We start from the raw sequence: 21469 nt of genomic DNA on the forward strand, positions 1-21469 counted from the left end.
ATAAAATTGTAGAATTTTTATTAATTATAAATACATGTACTGATTATTTATTATTATAGTTCTATATCTAAATAATATGAGACTAAATAAATATACTAGCTTTATTTTTAATTATATTTGCAATATATAGATCGTAATATGAGTGCAGAAACACTAAATAAGAATATTGAAACTGTAAAAGACGTTTTAAAAAAATATTTAGAAGAACGAGGACATAGAAAAACTCCTGAAAGATTTGCTATTATTGAAGAAATTTATTCTACAGACGAGCATTTTAATATTGACTGGCTTTATATGAAAATGAAGGAGAAGAACTACAGAGTAAGCCGAGCAACTATCTATAATACCATTGAAATTTTGTTGGATGCCAATTTAGTAAGAAAACATCAGTTTGGTGAAGGTCAACAATCTTTATACGAAAAATCTTATTATGCAAAACAACACGATCATATATTATTACTTGATACCGGTGAAGTTATTGAATTTTGTGACCCTAGAATACAGACCATAAAAGATTCATTACAAGAAATATTTAATATAGATATTGAAAGCCATTCCTTATATTTCTATGCAAGAAAAAAAAAATAATATAAAGGTATATTTAACCATCTTTTTCCTATTATTTATATTAGGTTTATATCATACGCAAGTTAATCCACCAGTTCCAATAAAAAATAAAAAACCTACTCCTATCAAATTAATCAATGCTGATTTGGAGGAAGTTAATGAAAAGGTCTTTGACGGAAATATGGTATACTCAGGCAATGTAATTGCTGAACACGAAACTTCTAGTCTAAAAGCTGACTCTATTATATACTTCCAAGATAGAAACTTTATTGAAGCAAGAGGAAATATAAATTTCAAGGATAAAGACACCTATTTGGTATGTAAGCGATTAACCTATGATGCAAATACTAAGACTGCCGTTGCTTATGATGATGTAAAACTAACTTCTCCTGATCAAATTATTGAAACTCAGGAGCTCATCTACGATGCAAACTCAGACGTTGCATATTTTGATAACTGGGGAACCATATATAAAGGAGAAAATATAACTAAAACAAAAATTGGTAAATATTTTGTTAAAGATAAAAGAATTGAACTTGGAGCAAACTCTACATTAGAATCACCAGACTACACCATCTTAGGCACAGATATTAAATATAATACACAAAGTGGTCTTGCTATTTTTAAGAATTTCACAGAAATTATTAATAAAAAAGATCCTACCATTTATATTATTGGCACCCAAGGAACTTACAATACTAAGACAAAAGAATCTTTCCTAAAAAAGGATGGTGTAGTTCATTATCAAGGGAAAATTTTATCTGCCGATGATTTATATTTTAATGAAATCACAGGATATGGAAAAGGAATCAAAAATGTTAAATTAGAAGAACCCAAAGAAAAACGTTATTTAATGGGTGAGTATGGAGAAGTATTCCAATTCAAAGACTCGGCGATAGTTACAGGTAGACCTTATATGGTAAAAGCCTTCACCAAAGACTCTTTGTATATGCACTCAGATACCATAATTGCTATACAGGATAAAAATAAAAAATCTACAATTAGAGGGTACCATAACGGGAGACTATTTAAATCCAATATGTCTGGTAAAAGTGATTCATTGGTCTATCATGAAGGTGCAAGCCGATTGGACTTTTATAAAAAACCTATTTTCTGGGCGACCGGTGGAAGACAATTAATTTCAGATACGCTTTCCGTATACCTAAATCCTCAAACACAAGCCATAGATTCTGTTTATGGAAGAGAAAATGCTTTTGTTATAAGCAAGGTTGATTCATTATCACCGAAATTAGAATTTAACCAAGCTAAAGGAAGGAAATTATATGCATATTTTGAAAATGACAAAATCCACTTCATTGATTTAAAAGGTAATGCTGAATCCATAGCTTACGTAGAGGAAGAATCCAAAAAAACAGGAAAAAAGGAAAGAACTGGAATAGCAATATCTATCTGTGGAATTCTTCAAGGAGAGTTTGTGAATGAAGAACTAGATATTGTTTCTTGTCAACTGGATGCTCAGTCAAAAATTTATCCTGAAAGTAAACTACCTGAAAACCAAAGGTTTCTTCCTCAGTTCAACTGGAGAGGAAAGGAAAGACTTAGGAAATGGAATGATATTTTCCCTGACATTTTTCCTGATCAAGGAATAGATTCAGCTGATAACATAGACGTTTCCATCCAGAAATCAGAGGTAGAGCCTATTTCTAATTAAAATATTTTAACCAATAAAAATATGGCTATTCAGCGTTGTGATTGGGTGGGAAAAGAGGAAATCTATATAAATTATCATGATCTTGAGTGGGGAAAGCCCGTTTATGAGGATTCAACTCTTTTTGAATTCCTAGTATTAGAAGGATTCCAAGCAGGTTTAAGTTGGATTACTATTTTAAAAAAAAGAGAAAATTTCAGAAAAGCCTTTGATAATTTTGACTATACGCTAATATCTAAATACGATCAAAAAAAACTAGATGAATTATTAGTTTGTGATGGTATAATTAGAAATAAGTTAAAAATAAATTCAATAGTTACCAATTCTATTCATTTCATGAATATACAAAAGGAATTTGACAGCTTTTCAAACTACATTTGGTCTTATGTAAATTACCAACCCATAGTAAATGGTTGGGAAAATATAAATGATGTACCTACTTCAATTCCTTTATCTGATCTTATTTCCAAAGATTTAAAACAAAGAGGATTTAAATTTGTAGGAACAACCATCGTTTATTCTTTCTTACAAGCTATTGGCATTGTTAACGATCATCTAAAAAAATGTATTTGTTATAAAAATTTGGCACTTACTAAATAAATTTTTACCTTTGTTTTTTTTAAATAAAAAAATCATTAAACAAAGTAACATTACTTTTTACTACATTTTAGAATCAAATGATTATTTAAACAAATTCCAAATATTAAGTCCTACTAAGATCGTTTTAATTAACTATTCATGATTAGTAAAGCCTTTTACTAATCAATTTTCAAACTTTATATAACTATAAACTAAAATAATATTGGTATTTTAGCTTAGACTAAATTTTAAAAATTTAAATTTAGATCTATAGAATCTATTCATGGTTCTAAATTCAAACTAAATTAATTGAAGCTAAAAAATTATAAGCAAATATATGCTAGAAAAAAAAGAAACCCATTATGAAAAAGCCATCTTGGTTGGATTAATTACCCCTTTGCAAGATGAAGAAAAACTTAAGGAATACATGGATGAGTTGGAATTCTTAGCCAACACAGCCGGTGCTGAAGTATATAAAAGATTTACCCAAAAATTGGAACAACCCAATCCTCGCACCTTTGTAGGTAGTGGGAAAATGGAAGAAATATTAGAATATGCAAATGAGAATGAAATTGATACCATAATTTTTGATGATGAACTCAGCCCATCTCAACTTAAAAATTTGGAAAAAGAATTAGAAAAGAAAATCATAGATCGTACAAATTTAATATTAGATATTTTTGCACAACGTGCCCAAACTTCGTATGCACGGACACAGGTTGAGCTTGCACAATATGAATATTTACTTCCACGCTTAACCCGTATGTGGACACACTTGGAAAGGCAGAAAGGTGGTATTGGTTTAAGAGGTCCGGGAGAAACGGAAATTGAGACCGACCGAAGAATTATTCGAGATCGAATTTCTTTACTAAAAGATAAACTTAAAGTAATTGATAAACAAATGGCAACCCAGAGAAACAATCGGGGCAAACTTGTTCGAGTTGCCTTGGTCGGGTATACCAATGTAGGAAAATCTACTTTGATGAATGTATTAAGTAAATCAGAAGTTTTCGCAGAAAATAAATTATTTGCAACACTTGATACAACTGTTAGAAAAGTAGTTATCGGTAATCTTCCATTTCTTCTTACTGATACGGTAGGATTTATTCGAAAACTACCTACTCAATTGGTGGAATCATTTAAATCTACCTTAGATGAAGTTCGGGAAGCAGATCTCTTGGTTCATGTGGTTGATATTTCACATCCTAGTTTTGAAGACCATATACAATCGGTAAATTCAATTCTTGCAGATATAAATTGTTCCGATAAGCCTATGATTATGCTTTTTAATAAAATAGATAATTTTACTTTTGAAAAAAAGGATGAAGATGATCTTACGCCAATTACACAAAAAAATTATTCCTTGGATGATTGGAAAAAAACCTGGATGGCTAAATCACAACATCCTACCATCTTTATTTCTGCACTAACCAAAGAAAATTATAGTGATATGAAAAAATTAATTTATGAACAAGTAAAAGATATACATACCCAACGTTTCCCTTACAATGACTTTTTATTTGAATACTTCGATGAGGAAGGAAACCATTTAAACTAGATTCTTTTATTATATAAAATTTAAGAATATGAAATTTAAGAACAAGAAAATACTTCTCATCATGGGAAGTATTTTACTTTTATTATTAATAATTTTACTAGCATTATATACCGGTTGCCTTCGGTTTAATTATCCTTCGAAGACTGAATATCCAATTAGAGGTATTGATATTTCTAGACACCAGAATAATATTCAATGGTATCTTATAGATACTACTGAAGTACATTTTGTATATATAAAAGCTACGGAAGGAAGCGATTTTATTGATAGAAAATTTAGTTACAATTGGAAAAAAGCTTGGGAAAGAAATATTCCCGTAGGAGCTTATCACTTTTTTACATTTTGTAAAAGTGGGAATGATCAAGCCAATAATTTTATTAATACAGTCCCTAAGTTAAGCGAGATACTACCTCCTGTAATTGATCTTGAATATGGGGGAAATTGTAAAACCAGTCGCCTTTCTAAGAATGAAATCTTAAAGGAAATTAAAATTTTTGAAGAAAAAATACATAATTATTACGGGAAAAAACCAATTTTATATGTAACTCAAGAATTTTATGAAGATTTTTTAATGGATAAATTTCACGATAATCCATTATGGTATAGAAATATTTATCGCTCACCAAAAATCAAAGGGGACAGAAATTGGTTATTTTGGCAATATAGTAATCGTGGCCACATGAATGGTATTAACACTTACGTAGATTTAAATGTTTTCCATGGGAATAAAAAAGATTTTAAAAGATTATTAAATTAATAATACAACATAAGTATTTGATATTTAATTGTCATATTTAAACAAGTAAATTTATTAATGTATTTATTAATTTTATTAACTTTGATTAAACTTAAAAACAACTTATAAATAATCTAGTTAAAATATTAAAATGGCGCTATCAAAAATTAATCCAAAGGAAACAAAGTCTTGGAAGTTACTTGAAGAACATTATAATAATGTAAAAGATAAACATCTTAGAGATTGGTTTAAAGAAGATCCCAATCGATTTAACAAATTTTCAATACAGCTCGACGATCTATTGTTTGATTATTCAAAAAATAGGATTGAAGAAAAAACCATAGAATTGTTATTGCAATTGGCTGAAGAAACCAATCTTAAAGAAGCTATTGAAAAACAATTTACCGGTGATAAAATTAACGGTACTGAAAATAGAGCTGTTCTGCATACTGCATTAAGAAATAGAGATAACACCCCTATTTTTGTAGATGGTGAAGATGTAATGCCTAAAGTAAATAAGGTATTATCACAAATGGAAAAATTCTCCAATGATATAATTTCTGGAAATTGGAAAGGATACACAGGCAAAGAAATTACAGATGTTGTTAATATCGGTATTGGAGGATCTGATTTAGGGCCTTTAATGGCTGTTGAAGCTTTGAAACATTATAAAACCCGATTAAATATACACTTTGTCTCCAATATTGACGGAACACATATAGCTGAAACATTAAAACCTTTAAATCCTGAAACTACCTTATTCATTGTAGCTTCCAAAACATTCACTACGCAAGAAACCATGATTAATGCACACACCGCACGTGAATGGTTCCTAAAACAAGCAAAATCTGAAGCAGAAATAGCTAAACATTTTGTAGCTCTTTCAACCAATGAAAAAGAAGTTACCAAATTTGGAATAGACAAGAGTAATATGTTCGAATTCTGGGACTGGGTAGGTGGTCGCTATTCTCTATGGTCTGCCATAGGACTTAGTATATGTTTAGGAATAGGTTTTAAACATTATACTGAATTATTAGAGGGCGGACATGAGATTGACTTACATTTCCGTAAAACTGAGTTTAATAAAAATATTCCTGTTATTTTAGCTTTATTAGGTATTTGGTATAATAACTTCTTTAATGCTGAAAGCGTGGCTTTATTGCCTTACGAACAATATTTACACCGTTTTGCTGCCTATTTTCAACAAGGAGATATGGAATCAAACGGTAAATATGTAGACAGAAATGGTAAAAAAGTATCTATACAAACAGGACCTATTATTTGGGGAGAACCTGGTACTAACGGACAGCATGCCTTCTATCAATTAATCCATCAAGGAACTAAGTTAATTCCTTGCGATTTGTTAGTAGGTGCCAATAGCCTAAATAAAGTTTCTAACCAGCATGAAATTTTAGTCTCTAACTTCTTAGCACAAACAGAAGCTTTGGCTTTTGGTAAAACGGAGGAACAAGTGGTTGAAGAGCTTACAAAACAAGGGAAAACTTCAGAAGAAATTGAAGCTTTAAAACCTTACAAAATATTTGAAGGCAATCGTCCTACCAATTCTATTATGTACAATGTATTATCTCCGAAATTGCTTGGAAAATTAATTGCCATGTATGAGCAAAAAATATTTGTACAAGGTGTTATTTGGAATATTTATAGCTTCGATCAATGGGGAGTAGAACTAGGCAAACAGCTGGCAGTAAAAGTTCAACCAGAATTGGCTAATGATGAAGAAATAACTTCTCACGATTCTTCCACCAACGGATTAATCAATGCTTATAAAAAAATGAGAGAATAACTTTCTATTTAATTAGCAAATAAAATGATAATGAAATAAACCGATTTATTAAAATCGGTTTATTTATTTTTAACAATTCTTAAAATATTTATATTTTAATCTATGCAAACCCTATATACGGTTAATTCCATATTAAGATTTATTTTGGAAATATTTTCTTTATACATTTTAATAAAAATCGGATTTATATAGGGGGTAATTCCAAATGTTAAGTAATACTATAAATAAAAAAAGCCTAAAAAAGCCGATAAACAAAAGGATATAGCCAAAAAAGCCGTTTTTTTAATAACAAACGGAATGTTAGTTTTCTATCATTATATTACCATTTTTAGTTCATTTAAACAGGCTATATTTGAGTTATATTAAACATTATTATCATCTGCACACATAGTTACCTTACCATTCTACCATTATATAGTATTTAAACGGCATTCTAGCCGTTTTTTTATATCTAAAACACTCTTAAAAAATCTAAATTTATTAATATAGTTATACCATTAGAAAAACAAACAAAAAACACCTCTTTTTAAGTTGGGTTTGCAGTTGGGTTTGCAGTTGGGTTTGCAAAACAAGGTTTTTTATAACCTATTCACCCCCCCTTAGGGTATTAAAAACGCTTAAAAAGAGGTGTTTTTTACACATTCGACCCCCCATAGGGACAAATAGAATCTAACTACAAATACACTTAATTAATTGATTATTAATAATTTAAATTAAATATAATTAGATTGAAAAAATAAAAACGTGTGTGCGCATTTAATGTAACCGAATACTTGCACGAATAAGTGCTAATGCTCGTATATCTTTAATTAAAATATCCTTGGGTTGATGGTGCTGATTTTGACTTACTAATTTTATGTAATCCTCTCCAAATTCTGATTTTTGAACAAATTTTACTGTAATGTAATCATTCCACTCATCTATTTGTACAGAAAGTAAATACATCTCCCCCCAAAATAACTTATCTAACTCTATTTGTTTATACATGACGATGTCTCCGCTTTTTAATAATGGGTACATGGAATCTCCGGTTACATAGATTGCGCCATCACAGCTGGCTATACCAGGTATTTTAAGAGTATCTACCATAACATGACGCTGGGTTCCTTTAAAAACTTCTACCAGCCCAGCTGTTGCGCTTAAATCATATAAGGGTACTTCCTGTATAACTTTAATAGGGTCTTGTGTCTTTCTATTAAGGTTAATGGGGTTTATTTCTATTCCATTGGTTGGTGTAGTGTTTTCTTTTTTTAGCATCTCCCCCTGACCGGTTAGTAGCCAATCCAGATTAAATTCGGGATAGTTCTCTGCTATTTTAGTTAAGGTTTTATTAGCTAGTTTATATTTTCCTGCTAATACATCATCGAATAAAAGTTGTGGGGAATCTATAGTTTTCCTGAACCTTTCTACACTCAGCCCTGTATGGTCTATAATTTTTTGCAAACGAATAGGGTATGAATCTTTTAACATCTCACCTTTTCCTGTTAAAAGCCATTCTGGATTCATTTCTGGATAAGTTCGTAATATTTTCTCTATTCTATCAGAGCCTATACTATTGTTATCCTTAAGTATTTTATTGAAATAGCTATTAGAAGCCCCTACAGAAAGAGAAAATTTATTTATACTAATACATTTATAATCAATAAAATACTTTATCCTATCAGATAATTTCGTAATATTTTCCATGCATAATTTGCTTTGTTCGTAATATTCTCTATATATTTGTAGTATAAAAAATACACTTAAGGTAATGAGCAAAGATATGAGAAAAAACAAAATTTACAACCAAGAAGCTTTGCAAGAACTGCAAAAAAAATATGGATTTACAAGAGATTACATCATTAAGTCTATCAAAGGAGAAAGAATAGGCACCTATCCATTGCGAATACAGGAAGAGTATAAACAACTGGATGATGCTGCAAAATTAGCTATCAGAAAACAATCAGAAAAACAGCTTAATAATTAATTGATTACGAATGATCTTATCTCAAAATACACTACATAAGATGGGTATATATTGAGAATAAAGGGGTGAAAAAATAAAACAAAATAAAATAAAATGCCTCATTTGTGGAATGACATATTAGTAGTAACTAAAGAGGAACTTGTACCTCAGTTCTGGAATTGTATTCAAAGTTTACAAAGTGAAATTTGGCGTTACAAAGCCAAACCCTATGGTATCAAACAAGTACAGAAAGGAGGGAATGGACGAATGATGTTAATTTCCTTTGAAAGTCTCTCCAATGAAATACAAGAAGCCTTAGGCGATCCTAGAAAAATAACCAATCCCTTAGAATTATACTACCAAACGGATGTGGATGCTGTGACTTATTACAAAGAATTTAAAAGGTTAGGAAAATATTTAGAGCTAAAAGAGCAGGAAAGATATATTACCAATGCCAGTGTATTACAAGCAGTTATACAACTGGAAGCAGAGCGTGCACGTATGCGTAAAAGTTCAAGAGGAGTATTACAAACCCTTTGCACTGATGTCATTAATTTTAATGAAGTATTAAAGAAAAAACATAACTGTGAACACAATTTACCTAGTCACCCGGCACGTTTTAACCAAACTTATAGGCTTTTTAAATCCGATTTAAATTACTTTTCACTAATTAAAGACCCTTACGGAAAAGGAAAACAAAACGCCCGTATTGTTACAGACGAAACTCTTACCATATTAAATGGATTATTTGCCAATGTTAAACATAAACCTACTCCCACAGAGATATATCGTTATTACGATGCTTTTTTAAATGGATATGCAGAAGTATATAATGAGCAAACCGGAGAGTTATATAACCCAAAAGAATTTAAAAAACTATCAGAAAGTACCGTACGACATTATATAACCAAATGGGAGAATAAAATAGGAACCTATCGTAAACGTGCTGGAGATAGGGTGCGACACATGGAGCAAACCAAACCCCATCATCAACTGCAGCAACCCAAATATTCTGGTTCTTTGGTTTCTATTGATGACCGTCAGCCTCCCTTTGCTTATAATGGTAAAAAAAGGGTTTGGTTCTACAATGCGGTGGATTTAGCCAGTGGATGCCTGATTGCGTGGGTATATGGAAAGTCTAAAGAAGGAATTATAATCGAATTTTATCGCCAGTTGGTTCGTAATTGCGCAGAATGGGGTGTTTCTATTCCGGATGGACTGGAGTGCGAATCGAACTTAAATAGTTCTTTTAAAGATACTTTTCTTAAAAAGGGCTATATGTTTCAAAATGTCCGAATAGAACCCAATAATCCTAGAGGAAAAGCAATTGAACGGTATAATGGAGCTTTTCGTTATGAATTAGAAAAACAGCGAGAGGGTTGGATTGCCCGACCTAAAGCAAAATCAGAATCCAACCAGTCAGGAACAGGAAAAGTACTGGAACTCCCTTATGAAAGAATTATTGATGAGTGTCTTGGGGACATTGAAACATGGAATAACATGCCAAGCAAACAGGACTCTACCCTTACTCGTTGGGAGTATTTCCTACAAAATCAAAACCCTGACCTTAAACCCATTAACTGGGCAGGTTTTATGCCTTTCTTGGGATATAAAGAAAAAAGCAGCTGCAGTGCTGGATATATCCGATTACAGGGAAGAAAACGGGCAATCGCTGAGAACGGAGAAATCCTAACCGGAGCAGGACTTATTGAAAAACTAAAACAAATTGAAGGGAAAGAACTAGATATCTATTGGTTAGATGATAATGAAGGCAAGGTATTAAAAGCTTTAGTTTATTATCAAGGAAGATTTATATGCGAAGTCATGCAAATGCCTACCTACAATAAGGCAGTGATTGAACAAACAGATGCCGATTTAGAAGCTAAGAAACTACAAGATAGCTATGTTATGACTGTAGAAAATTTTGGAAAACATCAAGCCAGAGCACTAGCCCCTATCAATATTATAGATAATACACCTAAAACCTTAAATAATAAATTTCAAATCAGAAATAAAACAAGGATTAGACCTTCTACACAAGAAATAAAAATTTTGGAGGATGAAGCAGATGAAGTGGTATATACCCCATCTACCCATTCAACAGTACGAGGCTGGAGGTCTAATTTTCAATCTTAAAAAACAAGGATATGCAGTTAAGTACAGAATTTAAGCAAAAAGTAAGAACCACCCTATTAGCACAACGTGAGAATTATGGGGGGAGTGATAGTGATTATTCTAAAAAACTGGGAATAAATAAATCTATATATAATAGAATAAAAAAAGGAGAAATTGAGCGGGTTTTGTCCGATACATTGTGGATTGCTATTGGTAGAGAACTTAATGTAAAAGTTTATGAGGACAACTGGAAAACGGTAAAAACCTCTGTTTATTCTGAAATAGAAGATAACCTTATTACTTGTAAGGAAACCCAAACCTCTATGATATTAGTGGATTTATGTGGGATTGGAAAAACCTATTGCGCCCGGCATATTGTAAAAAACATGAAAAATGCTTTTTATTTAGATTGCTCCCAAGCTAAAACCAAATCGCAATTTATCCGCTTGTTAGCAAAAACCATCGGTCTGGATAATCAGGGCAAATATGTAGATGTAAAGGCTAACCTTAAATATTACCTGACCACCTTAGAAAAACCCTTAATTGTACTGGATGAAGCCGGGGATTTAGAGTATAAAGCTTTTTTAGAATTAAAAGAATTATGGAATGCTACAATTAAGGCTTGTGCGTGGTACATGATGGGGGCTGATGGTTTAAGGGCTAAAATTAATAGAGGGATTAGTAATAAAAAGGTTGGATTTGCGGAGATATTTAGCCGGTTCTCGGACGAATATGTACAACTTATTCCTAATGGAGTAGATGATAAAAGAGAATATCTGTCTCAATTAATAGGAGATATAGCCTATGCTAATGTACAAGATAAATCTAAAGTAAATAAAATGATTAAGACTTGTTTATCTAAGGAAGCAACCCTTCGACACCTTGAAACATTGATTAAAACAGGGATATAATGGCACGAACAAAAACCCTTCAAAACGTACTATCTACCAAACATCAATACTTCAAATTTGATGGTATTTGGGAAGAAACATTAGGAAAACCTTCCACCAATGGAATTTGGTTAATCTACGGAAAGGAAAAACAGGGAAAAACCAGCTTTGCCCTAAAATTAGCAGAATATCTAAGCAGTTTTAAAAAGGTGTTATATGTGTCAGCAGAAGAAGGTACAGAACTGGAATTTAAAGAAAATATAGCCAGAATGAACCTAGATGTCACTAATAAAAATCTTCATTTTTTAGACTACCTGCCTATAGGGGAGATAGCAAAAGAGGAGAAGACACTCCCAAAAGAAGAAATAGAAGAGGAAGAGATTACCCTAGTAAAAAAGTTAGATAATCGAAAATCGGAAGACATTATTTTTTTAGATAACATGACTATCTATGATGATGAATTAAGCAAAAGTAAACTAAAGGAGCTAATGCGAACTTATCCAAAAAAGCTGTTTATAATTATGAGCCATGAGGAACGTAATATACCTGTTCCTGCGATAGCAAGAACAGCCAGCAAACTAGCCAAAAGAATTATGAGAGTGCAAGGGCTTACTGTAGAAATATCCGGGCGTGGTTCTGCGGGAGGCACTTTAATAATAGATGAAGAAAAAGCCATGATTTACCATGGTTCAGAAATACTAGAATCCAACCAAAAATAAAGATATGACAGTAAAAGAACTAAAAGAATACATAGCCGATTTACCGGATAATATGGATGTCATGATAATGCAAGTTAATGATGATTTTCGATATAATCTATTGCAAAATAGCGAAGTTAAAGAGGTAAATTTTATTGACCCCTCAAATAAAGAGGTTTATGCTTTTGAAGCCTGCTTAATATTATCTGATGAAATAATAGACTCAAATGATTATGACAGCGACCCAAATTAACTTTTGTCGTCTTACTAGGACGACAGAAGAGGAGTACCAAACAATTTTATTTAATAGCGGTTGCTTATTTGCTGAATGGTATTGGACCAATGGGTTGCCCATAAGCTGGAAAGAAAAAGCACAAAGGATGATGCAAACCAAAGAGTATTGGCGATGGTGGGAAACTATGTGGAATATAAAAACACAAGAAGCTTTTGGGTTAGTAGCAATACAAGAAAACGAAAATATCATAAGCCAATTAGAAAAAAAAGCCTTACTGGAGGCTTTTGTAGAAACTCATCAATTAGAAAGATTCAAACATTTATACCCGGATAAATTAACCTTTATGGCAATGGATAAAAAATTAAACCATGGAAAAGTACCTACAAGAACAACCCGAAGAAAATATTGTAAAGAAAGTACAACAACTTTCCAACGAAATAGAAAAGTCAAAGCTAATAATATATAAAGATACTTTAATAGTTGAAAGGGATAAATTATTAAAGGAATTAACCCGAAGAGACGAAAATAAAAATTATGCAGATAGATATACACAACTTAAGAGATTTACTGTCCTATGACAGTGAGGAAGTTCGTTTTTTAACCTTTGATCAAAGGTGCGAAATCCAAAGGAATATATCCAATCTTATTAATAAGAGACCTCTAGAATTCAGTAAAGAATTAGAACAAAAAATTATTGAGAAGCTTGGAGAAATTAGAATTAATGAATGGATACGTCCTTCTTTTCGATACATAGAAGAAAATGGAGAAATCAAAAAAATATAATTAAAAACCTTACCAACCCATGAAACCAGTAGTAGACCTAACCCAACTATCCGAAAAAGAACTAGCAGAGGCTTTAAAAGCTAAAAGAGCGACAAAAGAAGCGGATAGAAAAGCATACAAATCTTTAGTACATGAAACAATACCTTCCATCATTACTAACCTTATTCGTACTTCCTCAGAATTACAAAATTCTAAAACTAAAACTTTTGAAGCTCTAAGAAACCTTATAGAGTTAAAATATAATATATATGGAGTAAAAGATGAACAACAAAGCCACACCTTTACCACAGAAAAAGGCGAAAGTGTTACCATTGGATATAATGTAAATGATAACTGGGATGACACCGTAAATAGTGGCATAGCCAAAATAAATGAATACATAAAATCCTTAGCAGAGAAAGAAGCTGAAGCTGATACCATAACCATTATAAATCAGCTTCTAAAAAGAGATAACAAGGGGAATTTAAAAAGTTCTCGGGTTTTAGAGTTAATCTCTTTAGCTGATAAGCTGAATAATGAAACTTTTGCCGATGGAGTAAAAATCATACAACAGGCTTACAAACCAGAAAGAAGTAGTTTTTTCATAAAAGCAAGTTATATAAATAACCTAGGTAAAAAGATGGACATAGCCTTATCTATTTCTACTGTAGATTTTCCTAAAGAGTTCGATTTAAGTTTTTTATTACCATCAAAAGATATTAACCATGAAAAATAATAACACTTCAACAGGAATAGGATTTCCCGGAACACTAACCATTGTGTTTATAACCTTAAAGTTAACCAAGGTCATTGACTGGTCTTGGTGGTGGGTTTTAGCCCCACTTTGGGGTGGTGTAGCTATAGTGCTAATAATAATTTTGATTGCTATAATAGTTAATAGTTTAACAAAATAACATCCATGAAAACCATAACCACCCAACAAACAAAACAAATATTTGGGCTATTTCCCAAACATTTAAGCCAAAACAAAGAAGAAAGAGCAGACTTTATTTACCATTTTACCGATAAAAGAGTGAGTAGCACCAAAGAATTAACCTATCAGGAAGCAGACAATTTAATCTGCTTCCTAAAAGGTGATTATTCTTACTATGCCAAGTTTGACAATAAAAACCACCAACACGCTAAAATACTATCGCTGTGCTATCAATTAGGCTGGGTTTCTTTTAACAAAAAATCAAACAAAGTATTGGTAAGCTTAAAAACTCTAGGTAAGTGGTTGCATTCCGAAAAAAGCCCGGTAAGAAAACCCTTACAAGAAATGAGTACACAAGAATGCCGTAAAATTATTCATGCACTAGAAAATATCAGAAACAAAACAACATGAAAAAACAAGACACCAAAGTATACATAGCAGGCAAAGTAAGCGGAGAACCTTATGAAGTCTGCAAAGCAAAATTTAACCATAGAGCCGAATTATTACGCGCCCAAGGTTATGAAGTAGTTAACCCTATGGAAATAGTACCCAAAGAAAGCAATTGGCGTGAAGCCATGAATATTTGTATTCGTGCCATTACAGAATGTCAAGCCTACTTTATGTTGGAGGACTGGCGATTAAGTAGGGGCGCAAAAATAGAGCTTAACCTGATGTTAGGCTTAGGATTACAAAGTTTAAACGGTAAGTTATGACAGCCCTAACCACCCTAGCCCCCAAAGAAGTAGTTTTAAAAGTAACCATTTACGATTTAAATCTGTTAGTTTATTTTATAAATAATTTAAATGCTACTATTTGGTCTACTGCAAAAATGGGAGATAAAGCCGCTTTATCCTTAGCCTTTATTCTATCTAAAAAATTAAGAAAAAAACAAATAGACAAAGAACAGGCGATAAATAAAATGTTCAATATAAAACTACTTTACCACGAAGCTTACGCCTTGTATGTTATTCTTCTTAACCAAAAAGATAAAATAGAAATAGAAGCAGACGACTATTTAAGTGAAGTGAAAATACAGCAAATAATAAACGAATTAGATCAAGCATTAAAATAAATAAAGAATCATGAAAAATATTTTTGATGAAATAAGCCAAGAAAGGAATCAACAAAACAAAAAGTGGGGAGAGCAAAATCATAACCCAATAGAATGGATAAGTATACTTACTGAGGAAGTAGGGGAAGTTGCAAAAGAAGCTGTAGATGCTCATTTTTCTCAGGATTTCCACATAAAAACATCCTGTTTAGATAAATACCGTAAAGAATTAATTCAAGTAGCTGCAGTTGTAGTCGCTATGGCTGAGTGCCTAGACAGAAATAAAGATAAATGCTAATGTTATGAAAACAAGAAAAAAATACATGCTTAGCTCTTTAAAATTTCAAGGCTTTGCTTTTTTTGAATATGAAGAAGGCGTTTTATTAAGTACCTCTTTTTCCGAAGATTTTTCCCTAACCGCTCAAGAACGCGCCCTTTTCATCAAAGAAAACTATTGCGTGTTAGAAAAAAACCTATCCAAAATAATACAAAAAATAGGCTTAACCCTAACCGAGGTTCCACCGGCTATAGACTTTAACAGCTTTTGGAACACCTATAACTACAAAGTAGGCTCCAAAATAAAAGCACAGGAAGCATGGGCAAAACTAAAAGAAGAAGAAAAAATCAAAGCCATTCAATACATCCCCGCCAATGAAGAATTTAAAAAAGCTTCCGGGCAAGCGAAACTTTATCCCGAAAGATACATTAAATACAAAGTGTGGGAAAAATAAAAATCAATCAAAAAAAAATACAATCATAAAAAAACAATTTAGCATCCAATCAGAAATAACCAAAGAAGGAATAAAAGTAGATGTTGTTTTAAAAGCATCCGTTTTTGAAATAGCAGATACTATTTTAATGGTTATCCATAAAGAGCCAAAATTTATCAAAGTAATAGAATTAGTACAAATGATTTATAAGACACTGGAAAGCACCAATGGTCTGGATTTAATAGCTCCGGGAGCAAGCGAAGCGACTTTAGAGTCGATGGAGGATGTTATCAAAGAAAGGTTAAATTAAAAAATCCTTTACCTCTTTCAAAAGCAAATCCTGTGTAAAAAATACACAGGATTTTTTATATTTACGGAAATCCTTAATTATGAAATACTCAATAATTGTACATTTAAATTACAAATAACACATTTATTTGGCTCAGATATTAAAAAAACTACAAGATAAAGCTAAATATATTTGCCAATAATGTGAAATAAAAAAATATAATTATTCGATTAATAGATAAAAAGTAAATAATTATTATGGAAATAAGAGTAATGCCTAGGGAAAATATATCATTTATTTATATAGAAATAAGAGATAAAGAAAAGATAATCAATGCTTTAATAGTTTTATTACAACAAAGAGAGGCGGAATACTTGGAAGATACCGAAACCTTACGCCTTATTTTAGAGCTTATAAAGTTGTTGAATCAAGCAAAAACATATTGAATTACTATTTATCTTATTTATATATTTGCAAAAAAAGTAAGAATGAGAACTATTTATATTATTTTATTGACCCTTACCACTATTTTAAGTTGTAATAAAAAGACAGATAAATCTGTAAATGATTCTATGGTTATAGATAGCTTACCAACAGAATTTCAACATTCACAAGAAGCAAAAAAACAAATAGATTCACTAAATAGTTGGCTATATGAAGACGAAGTAGATAAGATGGGAGATAGTATATATTATGCTCAATTAAAATCAGCGGAAAATTTAAACCTAGATTTTCCTTATGAAAATTCTTATGCATCTTTAAGTATCAGAAATAAACAAGGTAAAAATGATGTTATTTTTAGTGTAACTGAAGGACAAATAAAAGGATATGTATATGACGGAGGTACTGCAAGAATTCGTTTTGATAATGAAAAACCTTTCAATATAGGATATGTAGGTTCTTCAGATGGAAGTTCAGAAGTAATATTTTTACAAACACCCAATAAAATAATAGATAAATTAAAGAAATCTAAACGAATGGTTATAGAAGTAGAATTTTATAATAATGGAAATAAACAAATAGAATTTAATACAGAGGGGCTTGTTTGGAAGCATTAACAAACTCCTTGTAAAATAGCTAAAAAACACTTATTTTTGTGTGATGCAGAACCTTATAGAAACCAGACAAAGGCAAGCTACCCGTCGCATGTATGAAGATGTTCAAAAAGAACATGCCCGGTTAATGGCAATTACCGAGCATGGCGTGCAAAAATACCACGATAAATGGATTATCGGAGAATTAGCACATAAATTCTATAAATCCCCGGCTACCATTGAAAAAATTATTTACAACCGAAATAACCTAAATCTATTTTAACTATTTTTAAGGGATAAAGAAATCATTTTCCTTATCCCTTAATTTTTCCACCTCAAAACCTTCAATAATACCTTCTTCCATCACTTTTTGCGCGGAAAAATCCATTAAAGTACACTCATAAACCAGTTGATATAAATTACCACTTCCTCCCGAATCTACGGGGGCTAACCCAATGCGCCGCATAGAGCTATAATTTTTGCCACCCGAACCATGCAGCAAAGCATTCAAACCATCCAATAAATCTAAAAACTCTAAAGCGGTCTCTTGGTTTACTCCCTTAAGGTAGGTGTCTTTAAAAGTCTCATAAAACAAAAAAACATCCATTTGCAAGCTAACATCCTGCACTTTGTCTCCCAGGTCTTTAAATTGTCGCCCCCGAAAAGCTAAAAACACCGCAGGAGTAGGAAAAGGATGTTCCTCTTCCAAAAAATATACCTGGTTATGCCATAAATCTACCCAACGAATAGCTTCCAGTCCGTTGTCTATTTTTTCTGCTATTTCTATATATAAATCTTTCCAATTTTGCATCTTATATCTCTTTAAAACGGGTTATTATTCGGTTTAAAATCCAATCGTCCAATTGAATCATTAAAGTGTCTGAATACCCTATAAATTGCCGTTTCGGCATTTGCACCCTCACGATTTTTTTTTTAGTTAAAGCTAAACCCCTGTACAACTCCTTTTTCGTGCGGTAATACATATACCAAAAGTATTTTCTTGACTTTTTAGTTATGGGTATCATCATAACCCCGCCGTGGTTGTGTATGCTGGCATAGGGCGAAAAAGTGCCATATTTTATTTTTAAATTCCCTCTTTCCAAAATTTGCAGAGAATCTCTTAACTGTCCACTATCCGTTAATATAGCCCCACCCGGTCGCAGGTCGTTGGTTCGGGCTTGCCAGGGTTCAAAAGCAGTACCCGTCCAGCCTTGTTTTTCGAAAGACTCTTTAAAAAAATTCAGCCCGCTAACCGATGCATAGCTTTCCGCTTCTTTCAATAAGCGGGTAACCATGCTTTCTAAGTCCGGTAATTTATTTGTTTCGCTCATATATAATTAAAAATTTGTATCTTTGTGTGGTGATTACGTTCGCGGCGAAATATCCAAGAATTTCTCTCACAAAAGCAGTCTATTTACTTAGGTTGCTTTTTTTCTTTTAATTGCCTTTATTTTTTTGTCTTTCCCTATTAATATTACTTCTTGAATAGTAGGATATAAGTCAGGTTGTCTCAACTTTTCAATTACTGCATTCTCCATTTCTTCTAAGGTATAAGGATGGTCTACCATATCAACAACCACCATCTCGCACCCCTGTTTATTAGCCTTTCTAAAAATATTTTTAAGATTAAACCCTTTAGGGGCTTTCCTTTCTGCTATTTTACCATTAATTTCATATTCAGGATTAGAGATATTTTTTAAATTCACATGTGGGCGAAGCTTCACCTCATAACCTGCTTTTTTTAATACCAGAGCAGCATCTAAATTTTCTTTATAATCTTCCAAATCTGCCCAAATATTAACCTTCACCCCTTTTAGGTTCAAATAAGGTGCATCTAACTTGGCAGTTTCAAAATGCTTATTAAATTCGCCTTCTCCCAGTTCTTTTACTACCTTAAAATAGGTTTGGTTTTTAGAAAATACCACTTCTTCCTTGCCCACATGCCCGTAAAACTCCTTTGGTACGCTGTCATCTTCCCTGCCTTCGTTTACTGTTTCCGCAGTTTGTACTACATAGCAACGACAATTCCAACCATTAGGGGGGTAATACTTGTTCCAAAAAGGATCATTTAACGGACGTATGGTACCATTTAACTTTTGGTGTTCCGGTCGTACCCGGCTATCCCCGGCAGTTTTGTATTTCAAATTCGGAAACAATTCCGCATCCTGTTGAAAATCTTCCCATTGCCGAGCCATAGTAGCTGCTTTTATAGCGGTGTTGTATTCCGTTTCTAGATAATGGCGGTTATATCTTTCGTTAAGTTTTAAAACCAAGTCCATAAATTCCTTTTTAGGGCGTATTTTCCCATCTTCCGTATACAATAGTTGACTGATTTCATAAGCTTGGGCAGCGGTTTTAGCTCCCGAAAAACGATAGATGTTTTGGTGTAAGTGCTGTACGGTTTTATCTCCGGGTAGGTTGTCGCCGGTAAGCTCGTTAAAATCATTTCCCCAGCCTTTGGATGCTCCTTTGCTTAAATCTCCATAGGTTTGTTTTAGCATTTTTACGGACAACTGATTTTTATCTATTTTTCCACTCTCTATATCCTCAGCTAGCTGGCGGATTAATTCTTCATAATCCGATAAATCTACAGCTACTAACTCCAAAGGGCAACAATACTCTTCAGGTAAATAATTAGCCAACAAAGCAGTTAACTTAGTAGCTACTTTTTTTTTTCGGCTTCCGGTTGGGGTTTTACGATCGCGTTTTCTTTCAATCCCAGTAATTTTATTCCCGTTTCTTGCTCTACAAATTCAGGATCCGGCACATAACCTGCCTGGCTTAATTTTACCACTAGGTCAGCAACTCCGTCAGCGGTGCGAACTTCCGAGTTATCCCACTCAAAATAATGATTTTGCAAAGGAGCATAAATCGGCGAAAGATTGATTAAACGCGGACGAATAAAGGAGTTGAAAATATTCTTAAAAAAGATTTTATCCGCATTGTATCGGTCTTCGGCTAAGCGGTATTGGATTTGCGCCGACCCCACAAAGGTTTTTTGGTCAGTAAGCGAGGAACCACCTAAAATACGCTTGGATATCTCGTCATTGGCGCGCTCAATAAAAACATCAAAAGTATCTTTAGAATTTCCCGTGTGGGTACTTCCTACTTCAAACTTTTCATTCCCCCTTCCAATTAAAAATGAATTGCTTTTAAAAGCCATAGCCGAGGAATAGAGTTGTTGCAAACGGCTATTGTCTTCCCTATCGGTAATAATAAATAAAGGAGGCACCCCGTATTTATCAATAAAATCCATCCAAGCACCCCAACCTATTTTTTTTGCTAGTATCATAGGTGCCAATCGCTCTAATATACCTAAGTCTCGGTCTTTACCTATCTGTACATAATAGTTTTTAAAAATCCCTTCCTTATATTGCCAACCATTGGTGGCTCCCGGTTCTTTTAAGATTAACCCCTTGGTAGCATTAAAATGTGATTGGGGTATTTCGGTGGTGGTTGCTAATTCCCCTTCTGCATTGGTTTCGTACAATTCCAGTAAGGTAGTTCCCTGAAATTTTGAAAATAACACCAAACGAATTAATTCTTCGAACCAACTACGTTCCAACAACCAACTCAACTCTTCATTTTCATTTCCCTTATCATCTATGATTTTAAAGGGGCTTCGTTGGCTGTATAAAATACGGCTGTCTATTACCGAAGCTACATGGTTATCCAACAACAAATTATCATACAAAGCAGCCAAAGGAGAGCGGTCCGGGTTTGAATTATCCAAAGCCAGGGCAACCGCTATTTTATAATCGTTAATACTTTTAGCGTGGATGCTTATCTCTTGTGGCACCAAAAGAGAAGACAAATAATTGCTTTTCTTCTCTGCTTGGGCTTGGGGTTGTTGAATGGCTGGGCGTCGGTTATGTCTTCGTTTTTTGCTCATG

At 32.7% G+C, this 21469-nt stretch carries 29 protein-coding genes; 24 read left to right on the forward strand and 5 right to left on the reverse strand.

The window, feature by feature from the left end; translation table 11 throughout:
• Window positions 1-138 precede the first annotated feature (138 nt).
• The 6 genes from ETU10_RS07135 (at window position 139) to pgi (ending at window position 6913) form a co-directional block, all read left to right on the forward strand.
• Complete coding sequence (locus ETU10_RS07135) at window positions 139-588, forward strand: Fur family transcriptional regulator (RefSeq protein ID WP_146262595.1); 450 nt, start codon at window positions 139-141, stop codon at window positions 586-588.
• Window positions 569-2239 carry an OstA-like protein gene (locus ETU10_RS07140; RefSeq protein WP_146310996.1) on the forward strand — a complete coding sequence of 557 codons (1671 nt, stop codon included), beginning with the start codon at window positions 569-571 and terminating at the stop codon, window positions 2237-2239. The genes ETU10_RS07135 and ETU10_RS07140 overlap by 20 nt, the downstream gene beginning before the upstream one ends.
• 21 nt (window positions 2240-2260) lie before the next feature.
• A complete protein-coding gene (locus ETU10_RS07145) occupies window positions 2261-2836 on the forward strand; it encodes a DNA-3-methyladenine glycosylase I (RefSeq protein WP_146310998.1) in 576 nt (191 codons plus the stop codon).
• A 316-nt stretch (window positions 2837-3152) separates the two neighbouring features.
• Window positions 3153-4373 carry a GTPase HflX gene (gene hflX, locus ETU10_RS07150; protein ID WP_146262598.1) on the forward strand — a complete coding sequence of 407 codons (1221 nt, stop codon included), beginning with the start codon at window positions 3153-3155 and terminating at the stop codon, window positions 4371-4373.
• A gap of 28 nt (window positions 4374-4401) precedes the next feature.
• On the forward strand, window positions 4402-5130 hold the full coding sequence (locus ETU10_RS07155) for a glycoside hydrolase family 25 protein (protein WP_221410373.1): 729 nt from the start codon (window positions 4402-4404) through the stop codon (window positions 5128-5130).
• 130 nt (window positions 5131-5260) lie between these two features.
• Complete coding sequence (gene pgi / locus ETU10_RS07160; RefSeq protein WP_146292843.1) at window positions 5261-6913, forward strand: glucose-6-phosphate isomerase; 1653 nt, start codon at window positions 5261-5263, stop codon at window positions 6911-6913.
• 756 nt (window positions 6914-7669) lie between these two features.
• Here pgi and ETU10_RS11245 read toward each other — a convergent pair.
• Window positions 7670-8599, reverse strand: coding sequence for a S24 family peptidase (locus tag ETU10_RS11245; protein ID WP_246118438.1), 930 nt, complete (start codon window positions 8597-8599; stop codon window positions 7670-7672).
• 76 nt (window positions 8600-8675) lie between these two features.
• Between ETU10_RS11245 and ETU10_RS07170 the strand changes: the two genes are divergently transcribed.
• From ETU10_RS07170 to ETU10_RS07255, 18 genes are all read left to right on the forward strand, one after another.
• Window positions 8676-8879, forward strand: coding sequence for a hypothetical protein (locus tag ETU10_RS07170; protein WP_185145077.1), 204 nt, complete (start codon window positions 8676-8678; stop codon window positions 8877-8879).
• 93 nt (window positions 8880-8972) lie between these two features.
• A complete protein-coding gene (locus ETU10_RS07175) occupies window positions 8973-10994 on the forward strand; it encodes a hypothetical protein (RefSeq protein ID WP_146311002.1) in 2022 nt (673 codons plus the stop codon).
• A gap of 11 nt (window positions 10995-11005) precedes the next feature.
• Entirely contained in the window at window positions 11006-11884 is an 879-nt protein-coding gene (locus ETU10_RS07180) for an ATP-binding protein (RefSeq protein WP_146311004.1), read from the forward strand.
• Window positions 11884-12582: a hypothetical protein gene (locus ETU10_RS07185; RefSeq protein ID WP_146311006.1), complete on the forward strand. Its 699-nt coding sequence runs from the start codon at window positions 11884-11886 to the stop codon at window positions 12580-12582. The genes ETU10_RS07180 and ETU10_RS07185 overlap by 1 nt, the downstream gene beginning before the upstream one ends.
• A gap of 4 nt (window positions 12583-12586) precedes the next feature.
• Window positions 12587-12814, forward strand: a complete 228-nt coding sequence (locus ETU10_RS07190; RefSeq protein ID WP_146311008.1) for a hypothetical protein — start codon at window positions 12587-12589, stop codon at window positions 12812-12814.
• The gene (locus tag ETU10_RS07195; RefSeq protein WP_146311010.1) at window positions 12789-13262 is read left to right on the forward strand and encodes a hypothetical protein; all 474 of its coding nucleotides are present in this window, start codon (window positions 12789-12791) and stop codon (window positions 13260-13262) included. Before ETU10_RS07190 ends, ETU10_RS07195 begins: the two co-directional genes overlap by 26 nt.
• 68 nt (window positions 13263-13330) lie before the next feature.
• Window positions 13331-13579: a hypothetical protein gene (locus tag ETU10_RS07200; protein ID WP_146311012.1), complete on the forward strand. Its 249-nt coding sequence runs from the start codon at window positions 13331-13333 to the stop codon at window positions 13577-13579.
• 19 nt (window positions 13580-13598) lie between these two features.
• Window positions 13599-14294, forward strand: a complete 696-nt coding sequence (locus ETU10_RS07205) for a DUF3164 family protein (protein WP_146311014.1) — start codon at window positions 13599-13601, stop codon at window positions 14292-14294.
• Entirely contained in the window at window positions 14284-14472 is a 189-nt protein-coding gene (locus tag ETU10_RS07210) for a hypothetical protein (RefSeq protein WP_146311016.1), read from the forward strand. The genes ETU10_RS07205 and ETU10_RS07210 overlap by 11 nt, the downstream gene beginning before the upstream one ends.
• 5 nt (window positions 14473-14477) lie before the next feature.
• On the forward strand, window positions 14478-14903 hold the full coding sequence (locus ETU10_RS07215) for a hypothetical protein (RefSeq protein WP_146311018.1): 426 nt from the start codon (window positions 14478-14480) through the stop codon (window positions 14901-14903).
• Entirely contained in the window at window positions 14900-15205 is a 306-nt protein-coding gene (locus ETU10_RS07220) for a DUF4406 domain-containing protein (RefSeq protein ID WP_146311020.1), read from the forward strand. The genes ETU10_RS07215 and ETU10_RS07220 overlap by 4 nt, the downstream gene beginning before the upstream one ends.
• Window positions 15202-15564, forward strand: a complete 363-nt coding sequence (locus ETU10_RS07225; RefSeq protein WP_146311022.1) for a hypothetical protein — start codon at window positions 15202-15204, stop codon at window positions 15562-15564. The genes ETU10_RS07220 and ETU10_RS07225 overlap by 4 nt, the downstream gene beginning before the upstream one ends.
• Window positions 15565-15574: 10 nt before the next feature.
• Window positions 15575-15841 carry a nucleoside triphosphate pyrophosphohydrolase family protein gene (locus ETU10_RS07230; protein ID WP_146311024.1) on the forward strand — a complete coding sequence of 89 codons (267 nt, stop codon included), beginning with the start codon at window positions 15575-15577 and terminating at the stop codon, window positions 15839-15841.
• A gap of 4 nt (window positions 15842-15845) precedes the next feature.
• Complete coding sequence (locus ETU10_RS07235) at window positions 15846-16274, forward strand: 6TM ABC transporter family protein (RefSeq protein ID WP_146311026.1); 429 nt, start codon at window positions 15846-15848, stop codon at window positions 16272-16274.
• The gene (locus ETU10_RS07240; protein WP_146311028.1) at window positions 16195-16563 is read left to right on the forward strand and encodes a hypothetical protein; all 369 of its coding nucleotides are present in this window, start codon (window positions 16195-16197) and stop codon (window positions 16561-16563) included. Before ETU10_RS07235 ends, ETU10_RS07240 begins: the two co-directional genes overlap by 80 nt.
• Before the next feature lie 236 nt (window positions 16564-16799).
• Complete coding sequence (locus ETU10_RS07245; RefSeq protein ID WP_146311030.1) at window positions 16800-16988, forward strand: hypothetical protein; 189 nt, start codon at window positions 16800-16802, stop codon at window positions 16986-16988.
• Window positions 16989-17030: 42 nt separating this feature from the next.
• Complete coding sequence (locus ETU10_RS07250; RefSeq protein ID WP_146311032.1) at window positions 17031-17600, forward strand: hypothetical protein; 570 nt, start codon at window positions 17031-17033, stop codon at window positions 17598-17600.
• Window positions 17601-17643: 43 nt separating this feature from the next.
• Window positions 17644-17859 carry a hypothetical protein gene (locus tag ETU10_RS07255; protein ID WP_146311034.1) on the forward strand — a complete coding sequence of 72 codons (216 nt, stop codon included), beginning with the start codon at window positions 17644-17646 and terminating at the stop codon, window positions 17857-17859.
• 6 nt (window positions 17860-17865) lie between these two features.
• Here ETU10_RS07255 and ETU10_RS07260 read toward each other — a convergent pair whose 3' ends face one another.
• The 4 genes from ETU10_RS07260 to ETU10_RS07275 all read right to left on the reverse strand — a co-directional run bounded on the left by ETU10_RS07260 (window position 17866) and on the right by ETU10_RS07275 (window position 21468).
• On the reverse strand, window positions 17866-18387 hold the full coding sequence (locus tag ETU10_RS07260; protein ID WP_146261310.1) for a hypothetical protein: 522 nt from the start codon (window positions 18385-18387) through the stop codon (window positions 17866-17868).
• A 1-nt stretch (window position 18388) separates the two neighbouring features.
• A complete protein-coding gene (locus tag ETU10_RS07265) occupies window positions 18389-18907 on the reverse strand; it encodes a phage virion morphogenesis protein (RefSeq protein ID WP_146311036.1) in 519 nt (172 codons plus the stop codon).
• 87 nt (window positions 18908-18994) lie between these two features.
• Complete coding sequence (locus ETU10_RS07270; protein WP_146311038.1) at window positions 18995-20218, reverse strand: phage minor head protein; 1224 nt, start codon at window positions 20216-20218, stop codon at window positions 18995-18997.
• A 20-nt stretch (window positions 20219-20238) separates the two neighbouring features.
• Window positions 20239-21468 (reverse strand): phage portal protein family protein, encoded by a 1230-nt coding sequence (locus tag ETU10_RS07275; protein WP_146311040.1) that lies wholly within the window; start codon window positions 21466-21468, stop codon window positions 20239-20241.
• Window position 21469 lies beyond the last annotated feature (1 nt).

This window comes from Apibacter muscae (genome assembly GCF_007845595.1).
GTDB classification, from domain to species: domain Bacteria; phylum Bacteroidota; class Bacteroidia; order Flavobacteriales; family Weeksellaceae; genus Apibacter; species Apibacter muscae.